This window comes from Nocardioides hwasunensis (genome assembly GCF_014779665.1).
Taxonomy (GTDB): Bacteria; Actinomycetota; Actinomycetes; order Propionibacteriales; family Nocardioidaceae; genus Nocardioides; species Nocardioides hwasunensis.
In genome coordinates this window covers 198,096-213,192 of the sequence record NZ_JACXYY010000006.1, presented here as the reverse complement: position 1 = coordinate 213,192, position 15,097 = coordinate 198,096, and the positions used below count along the sequence as shown (strand labels likewise).

Genomic DNA, 15,097 nt, shown 5'->3' with positions numbered 1-15,097 from the left:
GGGTTGGTGCGGATCAGTGCTCGTCGGCGAGCGCTTCACCGATGTACATGGAGGTCAGGAGGGTGAAGACGTAGGCCTGGAGGAACATCACCAGCATCTCGAGGAAGCTGACGCCGATGCCCAGACCGAAGGACAGCACGCCGACGCCGCCGTAGAGCAGGTTGCCGCTGGAGAGCAGCGCCCAGCCGCCGGTGGCGAACAGGATCAGCAGCAGGTGACCGGCGAACATGTTGCCGAACAGTCGCAGCGTCAGCGTGACGGGCCGGATGATGATGTTGGAGAAGAACTCCAGCGGCACCAGCAGCAGCAGGATCGGGCCCTTGACGCCGCTGGGCATCGTCGCGTGCTTGAGGTAGCCGAGCGGGCCGTGCTTCCAGACGCCGGCGCCGACGTAGACCAGCCACGTGAGCAGCGCCAGGGGCACGATGAAGCCGATGCGCGAGAAGCTCGGGAACTGCAGGAACGGGATGAGGCCGTAGTAGTTGTTGACCAGGATGAAGGTGAACAACGAGAAGAGGTAGGGCACGAACTTCATGTAGTGCTCGGACCCGATGTTGTCGCGGGCGATGCCGTTGCGCACGAAGCCGTAGACCATCTCACCGGCGAACTGCAGACGACCCGGCACCAACGCGGCCTTGCGCGAGGCGAGGTAGAAGAAGCCGAAGATCAGCACCGCGGAGAACACCAGCAGCACCATCGGCTTGGTGACGTCGCCGAAGATCGGCGGCAGCTCGAAGCTTCCGGGGCCCGGGGGGTGGAAGCCCGAACCGCCCTCTGCTGCCACAGGCTGGGTGATGCTCACTCCGACTCCTCGCTGCTCGTCTGGTTGCTGCTGGTGCTGCCGTCGCGCGCGTCCGCTGCCTCGGTCTGACGCCGGAGCTGCACGATCATCATGTAGGTGCCGAGACCGCCACCGGCCAGGATCCCCACCGCCACCAGGAAGCGGGTGCCCAGCCACTGGTCAAGCAGCCAGCCGACGAACCCGTAGAACAGCACTCCGGCCACCAGGTAGCTGGGGGCACTGCTGCGCGAGGGGTTGGAGGGCGAGGCACCGGACTCGGCCATGGCGCTGCGGACTTTAGCAGTCGTGGTCATCGCCCCTCACCACCGGTGGGGAGGTCGAAGTAGGGCACCCGCTGCCGGGCCGTCAGGACCAGGTGGGAGGCCGTCCAGACCAGGGTCGCGAGGACCATGGACGCAGCCAGCCACCCGCGCGAGGCGACGCTGGCGAACAGGTCGCCCCGGGTGATCGCGAGGAAGACCAGCAGCACGATCGCCAGCTGCGTCAGGTAGGTCACCAGCGCGACCAGCAACGACGCGGTCGGCATGGCGCTCGCGACGACGTGGAGGGAGGCGGTGCCGAAGGAGACGACCAGCGTGACCAGGGCGGCGCCCACGGCTGCTGCGGCGGCCGGCTCGGCGCCGTGGACCAGCGCGGCGACGCCGGTCATCACCACTCCCGACAGGGCGGTGAGCCCCGCTGCCCGACCGACGACCTGCACGCCCGGCACGAGGCTGCGGCGCGTGCTCACGCTGCTCTCGGTCGTCATGGCGGCGGCCGTTCTGTGGAGGGGCTTGCGGGGGTGGCGAGGGCCGCTGGCGGCCCTCTGTCGCTGCTCGTGAAAACTATCACAAAGTCGCCGAGGGCCTCCATCCGGGGGTCAGGCGACCGTCTCCCCGGTGCCCTCGGCAGGCTCCACGACACCGTGTTCCGGCGCGCCGGTCAAGTCCTCGCCGGGTTCGTCCTCCGCGCGCCCCTCGATCGCGGCGTTCTCCGGGAGCCCGGTGTTGCCCAGCCCGGTCTTGCGAGGACGGTGCACCTTGGGCAGGACGAAGGTGAGGGTCACCGTCAGCGCCAGCATCGAGCCGACGCTCCACCACACCCAGGGGTCGCTGAAGAGGCTGACGATCACCGCTCCCGTGGCGATGGTGAAGGCCCACATCCACATGATGAGCACCGCCCGGCGCTGGGAGTGCCCGATCTCCAGCAGGCGGTGGTGGAGGTGCTGCTTGTCCGCACTCATCGGCGAGCGGCCGGCACGCGTGCGACGTACGACGGCGAGCACGAGGTCGACGATCGGGACCATCAGCAACGAGATCGGCAGCAGCACCGGCAGCACGGTCACGAAGAGGCTGTTGCCCTCGGTGCTGGGCATCCCGGCGAACTGGCCGGTCAGGGTCAGTGCGCTGGCGGAGAGCACCAGCCCGATGAGCATGGAGCCCGAGTCGCCCATGAACAGCCGGGCCGGGTGGAAGTTGTGCGGCAGGAAGCCCGCGCACGCGCCGGCGAGCGCGGCGCTGAGCAGGGCGCCGGTCGTGGCGAGCGTGAGGTTGTTCTGGTCGGAGACCATGTAGCAGTAGAAGAAGAAGGCCGCCGCGCCGATCCCCACGACGCCGGCCGCGAGGCCGTCGAGCCCGTCGACGAAGTTGACGGCGTTCATCGTGCCGATGACCACGAAGAGCGTGAGCAGCGCACCCTGGGCGTCGTCGAGGGAGAACTGCGTGCCGTCGGCGCCCGGGAAGTAGTAGAAGCGCACGCCCATGGCGACGAGCAGTCCCGCGGCGAGCACCTGTCCCCCCAGCTTGGTGAGGGCGTCGAGGTCGAAGATGTCGTCGATGACGCCCACCGCGCAGACGAGCGCACCGGCCAGGAGCACCACCCCCGCGTCGTCGAAGACGAAGTACTCGCTGCGGGAGAGGAACGGGAGCTGCTGGGCGACCAGGTAGGCCGCCGACAGGCCGCCGAGCATCGCCAGGCCGCCGAGGTACGGGATCGGCTCGGCGTGCACGTCGCGGTCGCGGACCTGCGCGACCGCACCGGTGCGCAGGGCGATCTCCCGGGCGACGACGGTGAGCAGGTAGGTCACCGACAGCGCGACGAGGAAGACGAGCAGGTATTCCCGCACGGGCCGCCGTCAGCCCTCGTCCTCGAGCACCACGCCGTGCTCCTCGATGGCACTGTTGAGCGTCTCGAGCGAGAGCGCGCCGAGGCGCAGCAGCCGGCCCTCCGGCACGGTGCAGTCGATGATCGTGGAGGCCTCGCCACCCGGCGAGGTGCCGGCGTCGACGATCACGGCGACCGCGTCACCCAGCATCTCCTCGGCCTGGTCGGCGTCGGTCGCTGCTGCGCGACCGGTGAGGTTGGCCGAGCTGACCGCGAGGGGCCCGGTGCGCTCGAGGACGGCGAGGGCGACCTCGTCGTCGGGCATCCGGACCGCGACCGTGCCGCGGGTCTCCCCCAGGTCCCACATGAGCGAGGTCTGCTGGCGGCACACGAGGGTGAGCGGGCCCGGCCAGAACTCCTCGACCAGGGTGCGTGCCCACGGCGGGACGCCCTCTGCGAGCGCGTCGAGGGTCGTGGCAGCGGAGACCAGCACGGGCGGCGGCATGTCGCGACCGCGGCCCTTGGCCTCGAGCAGCGCACGCACCGCGTCGTGAGAGAACGCGTCGGCGGCGATGCCGTAGACGGTGTCGGTGGGGATGACCACCAGGTCTCCGCGTCGTACGGCGCCGGCGGCGGCGGTCACTGCCGCCTCCCGCTCCTCCTCGGTCGAGGTCCTGAACCTGTCCACGTCGCTCATCGTGCCAGTCCTGCGGTCAGGTAGCGCGCCCGACCCGCGAGGTCGCGGTGGTCGGTGACGTCGAGCCAGCGGCCCGTCGCGGCGAAGACGGCCGGCGCCGACTCCCCCTGGACGTCGGCGTGCTCGGCCCCCACCACTCCCCCGGGCCGCAGCAGGAGCGCCGCGCGCTGCTCCAGCACGCGCATCGCGTCGAGGCCGTCCTGTCCGGAGAACAACGCCAGGTGCGGGTCGTGGTCGCGGGCCTCGGCGGCCACGGACTCCCAGGCCTCGAGCGGGATGTAGGGCGGATTGCACACGACGACGTCGACCGTGCCGGCGAGGTCGTCGAACGCGGTGGCCAGGTCGCCGTGGCGCAGGTCGACGCCGGTGCCGGCCAGGTTGCGCTCGGCCCAGGCCAGGGCGCCCTCGTCGAGCTCGACCGCGTGCACGTCGGCGTGCGGCACCTCGTCGACGACCGCCCTCGCGATGGCTCCGGAGCCGGTGCAGAGGTCCACCACGACCGGGGCGGCCAGGCGGGAGGCCTGCTCGATCGCCCAGCCGGCCAGCAGCTCGGTCTCGGGCCGCGGCACGAACACGCCGGGGCCCACGGCCAGCTCGACGTGCCGGAAGGCCGCGCTGCCGGTCAGGTGCTGCAGCGGCTCACGGGCCGCGCGGCGCGCCACCAGGTCGGCGTACTGCTCGTGCTCGGGCTCCCCCAGGCCCTCGACCAGCGGCAGCCTGCCGAGGGGCACGCCGAGGACGTGAGCCAGGAGCAGGTCGGCGTCGCGCTCCGGGGAGGCGACGCCTGCGGCACGCAGCCGGTCGGCGGCGGCCCGGCGGGCGGTCCGCGGGTCGCTCACGACTCGAGGGCCTCGAGCCGGGCGGCCATGTCGGTCTCGACGCACGAGTCGAGCACCGGCTGGAGGTCGCCGTCGAGCACCTGGTCGAGGTTGTAGGACTTGTAGCCCGTGCGGTGGTCGGAGATGCGGTTCTCCGGGTAGTTGTAGGTGCGGATCCGCTCGGAGCGGTCGACCGTGCGCACCTGCGACCTCCGCGCGTCGCTGGCCTCGGCGTCCGCGGCGTCCTGGGCTGCCTGCAGCAGGCGCCCCCGGAGGATGCGCATCGCCTGCTCCTTGTTCTGCAGCTGGCTCTTCTCGTTCTGGCAGCTTGCCACCATGCCGGTCGGCAGGTGGGTGATCCGGACGGCGGAGTCGGTGGTGTTGACGCTCTGGCCGCCGGGGCCGCTGGAGCGGTAGACGTCGATGCGCAGGTCGTTGTCGTTGATCTCGACGTCGACCTGCTCGGCCTCCGGCATCACCAGGACGCCGGCCGCGGAGGTGTGCACGCGCCCCTGGGACTCGGTGACGGGCACCCGCTGCACGCGGTGCACGCCACCCTCGAACTTGAGCAGGGCGTACGGCGCCTGGCCGGGCTCGACGGTGCCCTTCGCCTTGACGGCGGCGGTGACGGACTTGTAGCCGCCGAGGTCGGACTCGGTGGCGTCGAGGACCTCGACGCTCCAGCCCCGCGTCTCGGCGTAGCGGGAGTACATCCGCAGCAGGTCGCCGGCGAACAGCGCCGACTCCTCACCGCCCTCCCCCGACTTGATCTCCAGCAGCGCGTCCTTGCCGTCCGCGGCATCTCGCGGCACGAGCAACCGGCGCAGGCGCTCGCTCGCGACCTCGCGGCGGTGCGACAGGTCCTCGGCCTCCTCGGCGAAGGCCGGGTCGTCGGACGCCAGCTCGCGGGCCGCCTCGACGTCGTCGCCCAGCTGCAGCCACTCCTGCCACGTGGTGACGACCGCGGTCAGCTCGGCGTACCTCTGGTTGAGCTGCTTGGCCAGGCGCTGGTCGGCGTGGGTCTCGGGGAGCGCCAGTCGCTGCTCGAGCTCGGCGTGCTCGGCACGCATGCCCTCGACGGCTTCGAACATCTCGGCTCTCCTGCTGCTTCTCGGCACCACCCACACGGACAGACGACAAGGCGCCGGCCACCCGCACGGAGCGGGCGACCGGCGCCTGACGTGGACTACTTGCTCTCGGCCGTCTCGGTCGAGGCAGCAGCCTTCTTGCCGTAGCGGGACTCGAACCGGGCGACGCGGCCGCCGGTGTCGAGGATCTTCTGCTTGCCGGTGTAGAACGGGTGGCACTGCGAGCACACGTCGGCGTGGATCGAGCCGGAGGTCGCGGTGCTGCGGGTGGTGAACGACGCGCCGCAGGTGCAGGTGACGGCGGTCTCGACGTAGTCGGGGTGCGTGTCCTTCTTCATGGTGTCCTCTCGATTGCTCCGGGTCGCCTGCGCGGATCGCATCTGACGTGAACCGGAACCGGCGCAAAGTGTGCCACCGGTCTGAACAACGGCGCCAATCCGGGGATTCCCGGAGGTCGCCGACGGCTCAGCGGGAGCCGATGACCTTCGCCACTGCCTGCGGGGAGTCGGCGGCGGCGAGCTGCTTGCGCAGGTCGCCGACCACCGCGCCCTCGGCGGGCGCGAGCAGCTTCTCCTCGTGCCGGGTCCCCGACGAGGTCACGTCGACGGCGGGCACGATGCCCTTCGCCGCCCGGTCCGCGCTGAGGACCAGCTCGAGGTTCTCGGTGCCGGCGATCTCCTCGAGGAAGAACTCGTCGGTCGCCGACCCGGTGCCGACCGCGACCGTGGCCAGCACGGTCAGCGACCCCGCGTCCTCGATCTTGCGGGCGGCGCCGAAGAACTCCTTGGTCGGGTGCACCGCGGAGGCGTCCACCAGGCCCGCGAGCACGCGGCCGTTGGCCGGCGCGGCCAGGTTGTAGGCGCGACCGAGCCGGGTGAGCGAGTCGAGCAGCACGACCACGTCGTGGCCGAGCTCGACCAGTCGCTTGGCGCGCTCGATGGCGAGCTCGGCGACCAGGGTGTGGTCGGCGGGCTGGCGGTCGAAGGTCGAGGCGACGACCTCGCCCTTGACCGCGCGCTGGAAGTCGGTGACCTCCTCCGGGCGGGCGTCCACGAGCACCACCATGACGTGGCACTCGGGGTTGTTCGTCGTCACCGAGCGGGCGATGGACTGGAGCAGCGACGTCGCCCCCGTGCGCGGCGGGGTGAGCACGAGACCGCGCTGGCCCTTGCCGACGGGCGCGGCGATGTCGATGATCTTGCCGGTCAGGTCGTCGTCGCCCGTGGCCAGGCGCAGGCGCTGGTGCGGGTGCACCGGCACCGCGTCCGCGAACTCCGGGCGCTCCTTGGCCCCGTCGGCCTCGGTGCCGTTGACGCTGTCGATGCGGACCATCGGGTTGAACTTCTCGCGCCGCTCGCCCTCACGCGGCTGGCGGACCTGCCCGACCACCGCGTCCCCGCGGCGCAGGTGGTACTTCCGGACCATCGACAGCGACAGGTAGACGTCCTCGGGACCGGGCAGGTAGCCCGACGTCCGCACGAACGCGCAGTTGTCGAGCACGTCGAGGATGCCCGCGGCCGGCACCAGCACGTCGTCCTCGAGGATCGTGGTGTCGGGCTCGTTGCGGCTGCCCGGGCGCACGGTCGTGCGGTCGCGACCACGCCGACGACGGTTGCGACGGCTGCCGCCCTCGCCGTCCTCGTCGTCGTCCTGCTGGTTCTGGCTCTGCTGGGCCTGGTTCTGGTTCTGGTTCTGGTTCTGGTTCTGCTGGCCGCCCTGCTGGTTCTGGCCCTGCTTGTTCTGCTGGGCCTGCTTGCGGTCCTGACGGTCCTGGCGGTCCTGCTTGCCGGACTGCTGGTCCGACGGCTGCTTGTCCTGCTGCTGCTGGTCGGAGCGGTCCTGCGCGTCCTGGGCGACTGCGTTCTGGGCCCCAGCACTCTGGTCGCGCTTGCCGGACCGCTGCTTCTGGTCCTGCTTCTGGTCCTGCTTGCCCTCGCCCGCCTGGTCGGCCTTCTCGGCCTGGCGCTGCTTGCGGGTGCGGGTGCGGACCGTCGTCTGGGGGGCAGGCGCGTCGTCCGCGGTCGGCAGCGCGGGCTGCTCGGGCTGCTCGGTCCGCTCAGGGGCCGGCGCGGCAGCGCGGGGCGCCTCGGCCTGCGGGGCCTCCGACCTCGGGGCCTCCGCCTGCGGAGCGGACTCTGCCTTGGGGGCGCCCGACTGCACCGCCTTGATCGCCTCGACGAGCTGGGCCTTCTTCATCGAGCCGGCGCCGGCGACGCCGAGGCCGGCGGCCATCGACTTGAGGTCGGCCAGCAGCATCGAGCTCAGGCCGCCCGACTTGGCGGCCTTCTTGGCAGGCTTCGAGGGAGTCTCGGTCACGTGGATCCTTCGCACGTTGCGTCGCCTGCGAGGCCGAACGAGCGACCCACGAGGCGGATGGTGGTCGGCCCGGGCACGCAGGCCTCGAGCGGAGCACGAGGCCCGGGACGGGCAGGGGTACGCCGAACGGCGCGCGGTCAGGTTAGCAGGACGGCGCCGCTGGGCTCGATGGCGAGGTCGTGGCACACCCAGGCGTCGGGACAGGCCGAGGTCACCGCGGAGGTGTCGCTCGAGCCGAAGGCCAGCACCGTGGGCCCGGCGCCGGAGACCACGGCCGGGACGCCGTCGGCACGCAGGCGGCGTACGAGCGCGAGCGTCTCGGGCATCGCTGGCTCGCGCTGCTCCTGGTGCAGCCAGTCGCGCGTGGCCGCGAGCAGGTGCTCGGGCTGCCCGGCGAGCGCCGCGACGAGCAGGGCCGCACGGCCGGCGTTGGCCGCGGCGTCGGCGTGCGGGACGACCTCGGGGAGCAGCCCGCGGGCGACCTTGGTCTCGACACCGGTGGGGGGCACGAACGCGACCGCGGTGATCCGCGGGTCGACGCCGACGCGCACGGCGTACCAGTGCTCGTCCTCCCGGCCAGAGACGACGAACCCGCCGTAGAACGCGGGCGCCACGTTGTCGGGGTGTCCCTCGAGGTCGGCGGCGAGGTCGAAGAGCGCCTCGTCGGAGGCGAGCAGCTGTCCCCCGGCGACGAGCGCCCGGGCCAGCACCACTCCGGCGACGATCGCGGCCGAGGACGAGCCCAGACCCCGGGCGTGCGGGATGACGTTGGCGCACGAGACGCGGAGGCCGGGCGGCTGCTCCCCCATCAGCTCGAAGGCCGCACGCATCGAGCGCACGACGAGGTGCGACTCGTCGCGGGGCACGCCGTCCGCGCCGGCGCCCGTCACCTCGACGACCAGGCCCTCGGGCAGCACCTCCGCCTCGAGCTCGTCCCGCAGCGAGAGGGCCAGGCCGAGGGAGTCGAAGCCGGGGCCGAGGTTGGCCGAGGTCGCCGGGACCGAGACCCGGACCGGGCCGTCGACGAACTGGGTCATCGGACGAGGCCGGCCGCCGCGGCGGCGGCCTCGACGTCGGCGTCCACGACGTTGTCCACGATGTCGGTGAACGACTCGAGCGCGGTGGCGGTGTCCTTGAGCCCGTGGCCCGTCACGGTGATGACGACCGTCCTGCCGGCATAGCTCTCCCCCGCTGCCAGCTCGGCCAGCAGGCCGGCGACGCCGGCCGCCGACGCCGGCTCGACGAACACCCCGTCACGTCGGGCGAGCTCGACCTGGGCGGCGAGGATCTGGGCGTCGGAGACCGCCGCGAAGCGGCCCTCGGACTCCTTGGCCGCCATCTCGGCGAGGTGCCACGAGGCCGGGTTGCCGACGCGGATCGCGGTCGCCTTGGTCTCGGGGTCGGGGAAGGGCTCGCCGGTCACCAGCGGGGCGGCGCCCTCGGCCTGGAAGCCCCGCATGACCGGACGCCTCGTCGCGCGGCCGAGCTCGGCGTACTGCTGGTAGCCGAGCCAGTAGGCCGCGATGTTGCCGGCGTTGCCGACGGGCAGGAGGTGGTAGTCAGGGGCGTCGCCGAGGAAGTCGACCACCTCGAAGGAGGCGGTCTTCTGGCCCTGGAGCCGGACCGGGTTGACCGAGTTCACCAGTGCCACCGGGTAGTCCCGGGCCAGCCCGCGCGCGAGGTCGAGGCAGTGGTCGAAGTTGCCGCGCACCATGATGATCTGCGCACCGTGCACGACCGCCTGAGCCATCTTGCCGGCGGCGATCTTGCCCTCGGGGATCAGCACGAGCGGCTTGAGCCCGGCCTTGGCGGCATAGGCCGCCATCGACGCCGAGGTGTTGCCGGTCGAGGCGCAGACCACCGCCTGCGCGCCCTCGTGCTTCGCGACCGAGATCGCCGCGGTCATCCCGCGATCCTTGAACGACCCGGTGGGGTTGTTGGCCTCGACCTTGAGCCACACCTGGCCGCCGGTGACGCCGGTGAGCCACTCCGAGTGCACCAGCGGGGTGCCGCCCTCGCGGAGGGTGACCGCCTCGAGGCCCTCGGGGATCTCCAGCAGGTCGCGGTACTCCTCGATGACGCCGCGCCACTGGCCGTTGGTGGTGGACGTGGTGCTCACTCCTCGCCTCCCTCGACGCGCATCACCGAGGTGACCTCGCGGACGATCTCCATCTCGCGCAGCTGCTGCACCGTCGCGCTCAGCGCGGCGTCGGAGGCGGCGTGGGAGACGACGACGAGCTGGGCGTCGGCCCCGCGGCCCTCCTGCCTGACTGTCTGGATCGACACGTCGTGGTCGGCGAAGGCGTTGGCGACCGCCGCGAGCACGCCCGCGCGGTCGTCGACGTCGATCGCGACGTGGTAGCGGGTGCGGGTCTCGCCCATCGGCTGCACCGCGCGGTCGGCGTACGCCGACTCACCCGCGCCGCGGGTGCCTGCGAGGCGGTTGCGGGCCACGGTGACGAGGTCGCCGAGCACGGCGCTCGCCGTCGGGGACCCACCGGCTCCGGGGCCGTAGAACATCAGCTGACCGGCCGCCTCGGACTCGACGAAGACCGCGTTGTAGGCCTCGCGGACGCTGGCCAGCGGGTGCGAGCGCGGGATCATGGCGGGGTGGACGCGGGCGGCGACCTGGTCGCCGTTCGGGCCGGGCCGGAGCTCGCAGATGGCGAGCAGCTTGACCACCGCGCCCATGTCGCGGGCGCTGGCGACGTCGGCCGCGGTGACCTCGGAGATGCCCTCGCGATAGACGTCGGAGGCCGTGACGCGCGAGTGGAAGGCGAGGCTGGCCAGGATCGCGGCCTTGGCGGCGGCGTCGAAGCCCTCCACGTCGGCGGTCGGGTCGGCCTCGGCGTAGCCCAGCTCCTGGGCCTCCTCGAGGGCCTCGGAGAAGCCGCTGCCCGCGGTGTCCATCTTGTCGAGGATGAAGTTGGTGGTGCCGTTGACGATGCCGAGCACCCGGGTGACCTTGTCGCCGGCGAGCGACTCGCGCAGCGGTCGCACGATCGGGATGGCACCGGCCACGGCCGCCTCGTAGTAGAGGTCGCGCTCGGCCTTCGCCGCGGCCTCGAAGAGGGTCGGCCCGTCCTCGGCCAGGAGCGCCTTGTTGGCGGTGACGACGCTGGCGCCGTTGTCGAGCGCGGAGAGGATCAGCGAGCGCGCGGGCTCGATGCCGCCGATGACCTCGACGACCACGTCGACGTCGTCGCGAGCCACCAGCCCGGAGGCGTCGGTGGTCAGCAGCCCCTCGGGGACCTCGACGTCGCGCGGGGCGTCGAGCCGGCGTACGGCGACACCCACCAGGTCGACCGGGCCACCCACCCGTGCGGCCAGGTCGTCGCGCTGCTCGGTGAGCAGCCGCACCACCTGCGAGCCGACCGCGCCACAGCCCAGGACAGCGACACGGAGCCGCTTGTCACCCTCACTCATCAGAGAACACCCACATCGGTCGCCAACAGGTCGGCGACAGTCTCTCGTCGCAGCACGGTGAAAGTCTTCCCGTCCCGAACTCCGATCACCGGAGGACGCAACGCATGGTTGTAGTTCGACGCCATGGATCTGCAGTAGGCACCGGTCCCAGGCACCGCGACGAGGTCGCCGGGACGTACGTCGCCGGGCAGGAACTCGTCCTTGACGACGATGTCGCCGGCCTCGCAGTGCTTGCCCACGACCCGAGCGAGCGTCGGCTCGGCGTCGGACCCGCGCGAGGCGATGGTCGCGGAGTAGTCGGCGTCGTAGAGGGCGGTGCGGATGTTGTCGCTCATGCCGCCGTCGACCGAGACGTAGGACCGCACCAGCCCGCCGTCGAGGGCGACCTCCTTGACGGTGCCCACCTCGTAGACGGTGCACATGGCCGGTCCGACGATCGCGCGACCGGGCTCGATGGACAGCGCCGGCTCCGCGATGCCCAGTGCCCGGCACTCGTGCTCGACGATCTTCGACATCTCGGTGGCCAGCCGGGAGGGGTCCGAGGGGTCGTCCTGGGTCGTGTAGGCGATGCCGAAGCCCCCGCCGAGGTCCATCTCGGGCATCTCGACGCCCACCTCCTCGCTCACCTGCGCGTGCAGGGCGAGCACCCGACGGGCCGCGACCTCGAATCCGGAGGTGTCGAAGATCTGGCTGCCGATGTGGGAGTGCAGGCCCAGCAGGCGCAGGCCCGGGGCGGCGTGCACGCGGCGTACGGCCTCGAGCGCGTCGCCGCTGGCGATGGAGAAGCCGAACTTCTGGTCCTCGTGGGCGGTGGCGATGTATTCGTGGGTGTGCGCCTCGACGCCGGCGGTCACCCGCACCATCACGCCGACGGTGCGGCCCAGCTCACGGGCCACCGCGGCCAGGCGCTCGATCTCGTGGAAGGAGTCGACGATGATCCGCCCGACGCCGAGCTCGACGGCCCGCTCGAGCTCGCCCAGGGTCTTGTTGTTGCCGTGGAAGCCGACCCGCTCCATGGGGAAGCCGGCCCGCTCGGCGACGGTCAGCTCGCCGCCCGAGCACACGTCGAGCGAGAGACCGTCCTCCGCGAGCCACCGCGCCACGGTGGTGCAGAGGAAGGCCTTGCCGGCATAGAAGACGGCGTAGTCGGAGAACGCGTCGCGGAAGGCGCGGGCCCGGTCGCGGAAGTCGGCCTCGTCGAGGACGTACGCCGGCGAGCCGTGCTCACGCACCAGGTCGGGCAGCGGCACTCCCCCGACGCTGAGCACGCCGCCCTCCTTGGCCGCGGTCTGCGACCAGAGGTGGGCGACGAGCGCGTTGGGGTCGGCCGGCTCACGCAGCCAGTGCGGGCCACCGGGCCTGGTCGAGCGCAGCGCACCGTCGGCGTGCGCCCAGCCGGAGGGGTGGGCGGTCGGCACGGCTGCCTCACATCCTCTCGGGGGCGGAGACGCCGAGCAGGCGCAGGCCGTTGGCGATCACCGTCTGCGTCGCGTGCACCAGGACCAGCCGGGCCTCGTTGGCCGGCGTGACCGGCTCGTCCCCCTGCGGCAGCATGCGGCACTCCTTGGTGTCGTACCACTTGTTGAAGACGGACGCGGTGTCCTCGAGGTAGCGCGCGACGCGGTGCGGCTCGCGCAGGTCGGTCGCGCTCGCGACCACCCGGGGGAACTCGGCCAGGGCGCGCAGCAGGTCGCCGTCGCGCTCGTGGGCGAGCAGCGCCGGGTCGAATCCGTCGCCCGGCAGCTTCATCCCCAGGTCGGTGGCGTTGCCGATCATCCGACAGGTGCGCGCGTGGGCGTACTGGACGTAGTAGACCGGGTTGTCGTTGGACGCCTTGGCCCACAGCTCGAGGTCGATGTCGATGGTCGTGTCGTTGGTGTAGCGCGCGAGGACGTAGCGCGAGGCGTCCACGCCGATCGCCTCGACGAGGTCGTTCATCGAGATGACCGTGCCGTTGCGCTTCGACATCCGCAGCGGCTGACCGTCACGCAGCAGGTTGACCATCTGGCCGATGAGGATCTCGAGGTTCTTGCCCGGCTCGTCACCGAAGGCCGCGCACATCGCCATCATCCGGCCGACGTAGCCGTGGTGGTCGGCGCCGAGCAGGATGAAGCAGCGGTCGAAGCCGCGCTCGCGCTTGTCGAGGTAGTAGCCGAGGTCGCCGGAGATGTAGGCCGGGGTGCCGTTGGACCGGACGATCACGCGGTCCTTGTCGTCGCCGTACTTCTCGGTGCGCAGCCACAGCGCACCGTCCTCGGTGTAGGTGTTGCCCATCGCGGTGAGCCGCTCGATGGCCTTGTCGACGGCGCCGGAGTCGTGCAGCGACTTCTCGTGGAAGTAGACGTCGAAGTCGACCCCGAAGTCGTGCAGGTCGGACTTGATCTCCTCGAACATCAGGTCGACGCCGACCTGGCGGAAGACCTCCTGCGCCTCGTCGTCGGGCAGGTCGGTGACGTCGGGGCGCTGGGTGACGACCTGGTCGGCGATCTCGCTGATGTAGTCGCCGCCGTAGCCGTCCTCGGGGACCTCGCGACCGCGGGCCGAGGCCAGCAGGGAGCTCGAGAAGCGATCGAGCTGCGCACCGTGGTCGTTGAAGTAGTACTCCCGGGTGACCTCGGCGCCGGAGAACTGCAGGATCCGCACCAGCGCGTCGCCGACGGCGGCCCAGCGGGTGCCACCGAGGTGGAGCGGGCCGGTGGGGTTGGCCGAGACGAACTCGACGTTGATCTTCTCCCCAGCCAGGGTCGTGGCGGATCCGTACGCCGCCCCGGCCGCGACGATGTCGGCCGCGACCTGGCCCTGGGCGCCGGCCTCGACGCTCACGTTGAGGAAGCCCGGACCTGCCACCTCGACGCCACTGACACCGTCGGAGACGCGCAGCCTGTCGGCGACGAGCTCGGCGAGCGCGCGCGGGTTGGTGCCAGCCTTCTTCGCCAGCTGCATCGCGACGTTCGTGGCGTAGTCGCCGTGACCCTTCTGCCGGGGTCGCTCCACCGTGACCTCGGTCGGCACGCCGTCAGGAAGCGTGATCGCGCCGTCGGCCACGAGGGCCGTCAGCGCGTCGACGATGGTCTCGGAGAGCTGCTGGGGGTTCACCGTCCAAGCCTATCGGCGGCAGGTGCCGCCGACCGAACCGGTTTCACGCCGTGGGTCTGCCCTAGGGTTCGGCCTGTGACGACGCACCCGACCTACGACCAGCTGATCGACCTGCCTGCCTACGTCGAGCAGCCCGTGCCCATGCCCTTCGAGGACATCAACGGCCACCTCAACGTCCGCCACTACGTCGGCATCGCCAGCGAGGGGCTCGACGAGTCGCTGGTCGAGGTCGGCATCCCGCAGATGTGGCCGCTGACCCACCAGCAGGCGTGCTTCACCGCCGAGCACCACGTCACCTACCTCAACGAGCTGCGCACCGGCGACACCATGTCGGCGCGGGTGCGGCTGCTGGGGCGCTCGGAGCGCGCGGCACACGCACTCGTCTACCTGCTCGACGAGACCGAGCGGGAGGTCGCCTGCGTGGTCGAGGAGATCTTCCTCCACATCGACCTCTCCACGCGGCGTACGGCACCGTGGCCGGCCGAGGTCGCGGAGAAGATGGACGCCCGCATCGCCGAGCACGCGGGCCTCCCCTTCGCCGCCCACACCTCCGGCTCGCTCGCCCTGCGCTGAGGCGGATTCACGGCCACGTCGGCCGACCGGTAGTCTTCACCGCGCACTGACCCGGGTCGCCCCGGGACAGCGTTGGCCTCCGTAGCTCAGGGGATAGAGCACTGGTTTCCGGTACCAGGTGCCGCAGGTTCGAATCCTGCCGGAGGCGCCCCCGATCCGCTTGTCACTCCACCCGAGGATCCGCCCGGCGCGTCGACCA

General features: G+C 71.6%; 15 protein-coding genes and 1 tRNA gene. 2 read left to right on the top strand and 14 right to left on the bottom strand.

The window, feature by feature from the left end; translation table 11 throughout:
• Window positions 1-13 precede the first annotated feature (13 nt).
• From atpB to argS, 14 genes are all read right to left on the bottom strand, one after another.
• Window positions 14-802 (bottom strand): F0F1 ATP synthase subunit A, encoded by a 789-nt coding sequence (gene atpB / locus IEZ25_RS15545; protein WP_318152264.1) that lies wholly within the window; start codon window positions 800-802, stop codon window positions 14-16.
• On the bottom strand, window positions 799-1,065 hold the full coding sequence (locus IEZ25_RS15540; RefSeq protein WP_191200358.1) for an AtpZ/AtpI family protein: 267 nt from the start codon (window positions 1,063-1,065) through the stop codon (window positions 799-801). The genes atpB and IEZ25_RS15540 overlap by 4 nt, the downstream gene beginning before the upstream one ends.
• Before the next feature lie 26 nt (window positions 1,066-1,091).
• Window positions 1,092-1,550, bottom strand: a complete 459-nt coding sequence (locus tag IEZ25_RS15535; protein ID WP_191200357.1) for a hypothetical protein — start codon at window positions 1,548-1,550, stop codon at window positions 1,092-1,094.
• 111 nt (window positions 1,551-1,661) lie between these two features.
• Window positions 1,662-2,906 carry an MraY family glycosyltransferase gene (locus IEZ25_RS15530; RefSeq protein ID WP_191200356.1) on the bottom strand — a complete coding sequence of 415 codons (1,245 nt, stop codon included), beginning with the start codon at window positions 2,904-2,906 and terminating at the stop codon, window positions 1,662-1,664.
• A gap of 9 nt (window positions 2,907-2,915) precedes the next feature.
• Complete coding sequence (locus tag IEZ25_RS15525) at window positions 2,916-3,581, bottom strand: L-threonylcarbamoyladenylate synthase (RefSeq protein WP_191200355.1); 666 nt, start codon at window positions 3,579-3,581, stop codon at window positions 2,916-2,918.
• Entirely contained in the window at window positions 3,578-4,420 is an 843-nt protein-coding gene (gene prmC / locus IEZ25_RS15520) for a peptide chain release factor N(5)-glutamine methyltransferase (protein ID WP_191200354.1), read from the bottom strand. The genes IEZ25_RS15525 and prmC overlap by 4 nt, the downstream gene beginning before the upstream one ends.
• Window positions 4,417-5,490 (bottom strand): peptide chain release factor 1, encoded by a 1,074-nt coding sequence (prfA, locus tag IEZ25_RS15515; protein ID WP_191200353.1) that lies wholly within the window; start codon window positions 5,488-5,490, stop codon window positions 4,417-4,419. The genes prmC and prfA overlap by 4 nt, the downstream gene beginning before the upstream one ends.
• Before the next feature lie 95 nt (window positions 5,491-5,585).
• Window positions 5,586-5,825, bottom strand: a complete 240-nt coding sequence (gene rpmE, locus IEZ25_RS15510; RefSeq protein WP_191200352.1) for a 50S ribosomal protein L31 — start codon at window positions 5,823-5,825, stop codon at window positions 5,586-5,588.
• A 127-nt stretch (window positions 5,826-5,952) separates the two neighbouring features.
• Window positions 5,953-7,803 carry a transcription termination factor Rho gene (gene rho / locus IEZ25_RS15505; RefSeq protein ID WP_318152263.1) on the bottom strand — a complete coding sequence of 617 codons (1,851 nt, stop codon included), beginning with the start codon at window positions 7,801-7,803 and terminating at the stop codon, window positions 5,953-5,955.
• 137 nt (window positions 7,804-7,940) lie between these two features.
• On the bottom strand, window positions 7,941-8,840 hold the full coding sequence (thrB, locus tag IEZ25_RS15500; RefSeq protein WP_191200351.1) for a homoserine kinase: 900 nt from the start codon (window positions 8,838-8,840) through the stop codon (window positions 7,941-7,943).
• On the bottom strand, window positions 8,837-9,922 hold the full coding sequence (gene thrC / locus IEZ25_RS15495; protein WP_191200350.1) for a threonine synthase: 1,086 nt from the start codon (window positions 9,920-9,922) through the stop codon (window positions 8,837-8,839). The genes thrB and thrC overlap by 4 nt, the downstream gene beginning before the upstream one ends.
• Window positions 9,919-11,229, bottom strand: a complete 1,311-nt coding sequence (locus tag IEZ25_RS15490) for a homoserine dehydrogenase (RefSeq protein WP_191200349.1) — start codon at window positions 11,227-11,229, stop codon at window positions 9,919-9,921. Before IEZ25_RS15490 ends, thrC begins: the two co-directional genes overlap by 4 nt.
• On the bottom strand, window positions 11,229-12,647 hold the full coding sequence (gene lysA, locus IEZ25_RS15485) for a diaminopimelate decarboxylase (protein WP_191200348.1): 1,419 nt from the start codon (window positions 12,645-12,647) through the stop codon (window positions 11,229-11,231). Before lysA ends, IEZ25_RS15490 begins: the two co-directional genes overlap by 1 nt.
• Window positions 12,648-12,654: 7 nt before the next feature.
• Window positions 12,655-14,325: an arginine--tRNA ligase gene (gene argS, locus IEZ25_RS15480; RefSeq protein WP_191200347.1), complete on the bottom strand. Its 1,671-nt coding sequence runs from the start codon at window positions 14,323-14,325 to the stop codon at window positions 12,655-12,657.
• A gap of 75 nt (window positions 14,326-14,400) precedes the next feature.
• On the opposite strand from argS, the gene IEZ25_RS15475 reads away from it, so the two are divergent.
• Window positions 14,401-14,898 (top strand): thioesterase family protein, encoded by a 498-nt coding sequence (locus IEZ25_RS15475; protein ID WP_191200346.1) that lies wholly within the window; start codon window positions 14,401-14,403, stop codon window positions 14,896-14,898.
• Between the two features lie 75 nt (window positions 14,899-14,973).
• Window positions 14,974-15,046 (top strand) — tRNA-Arg (locus tag IEZ25_RS15470).
• The last annotated feature ends 51 nt before the right edge of the window (window positions 15,047-15,097 follow it).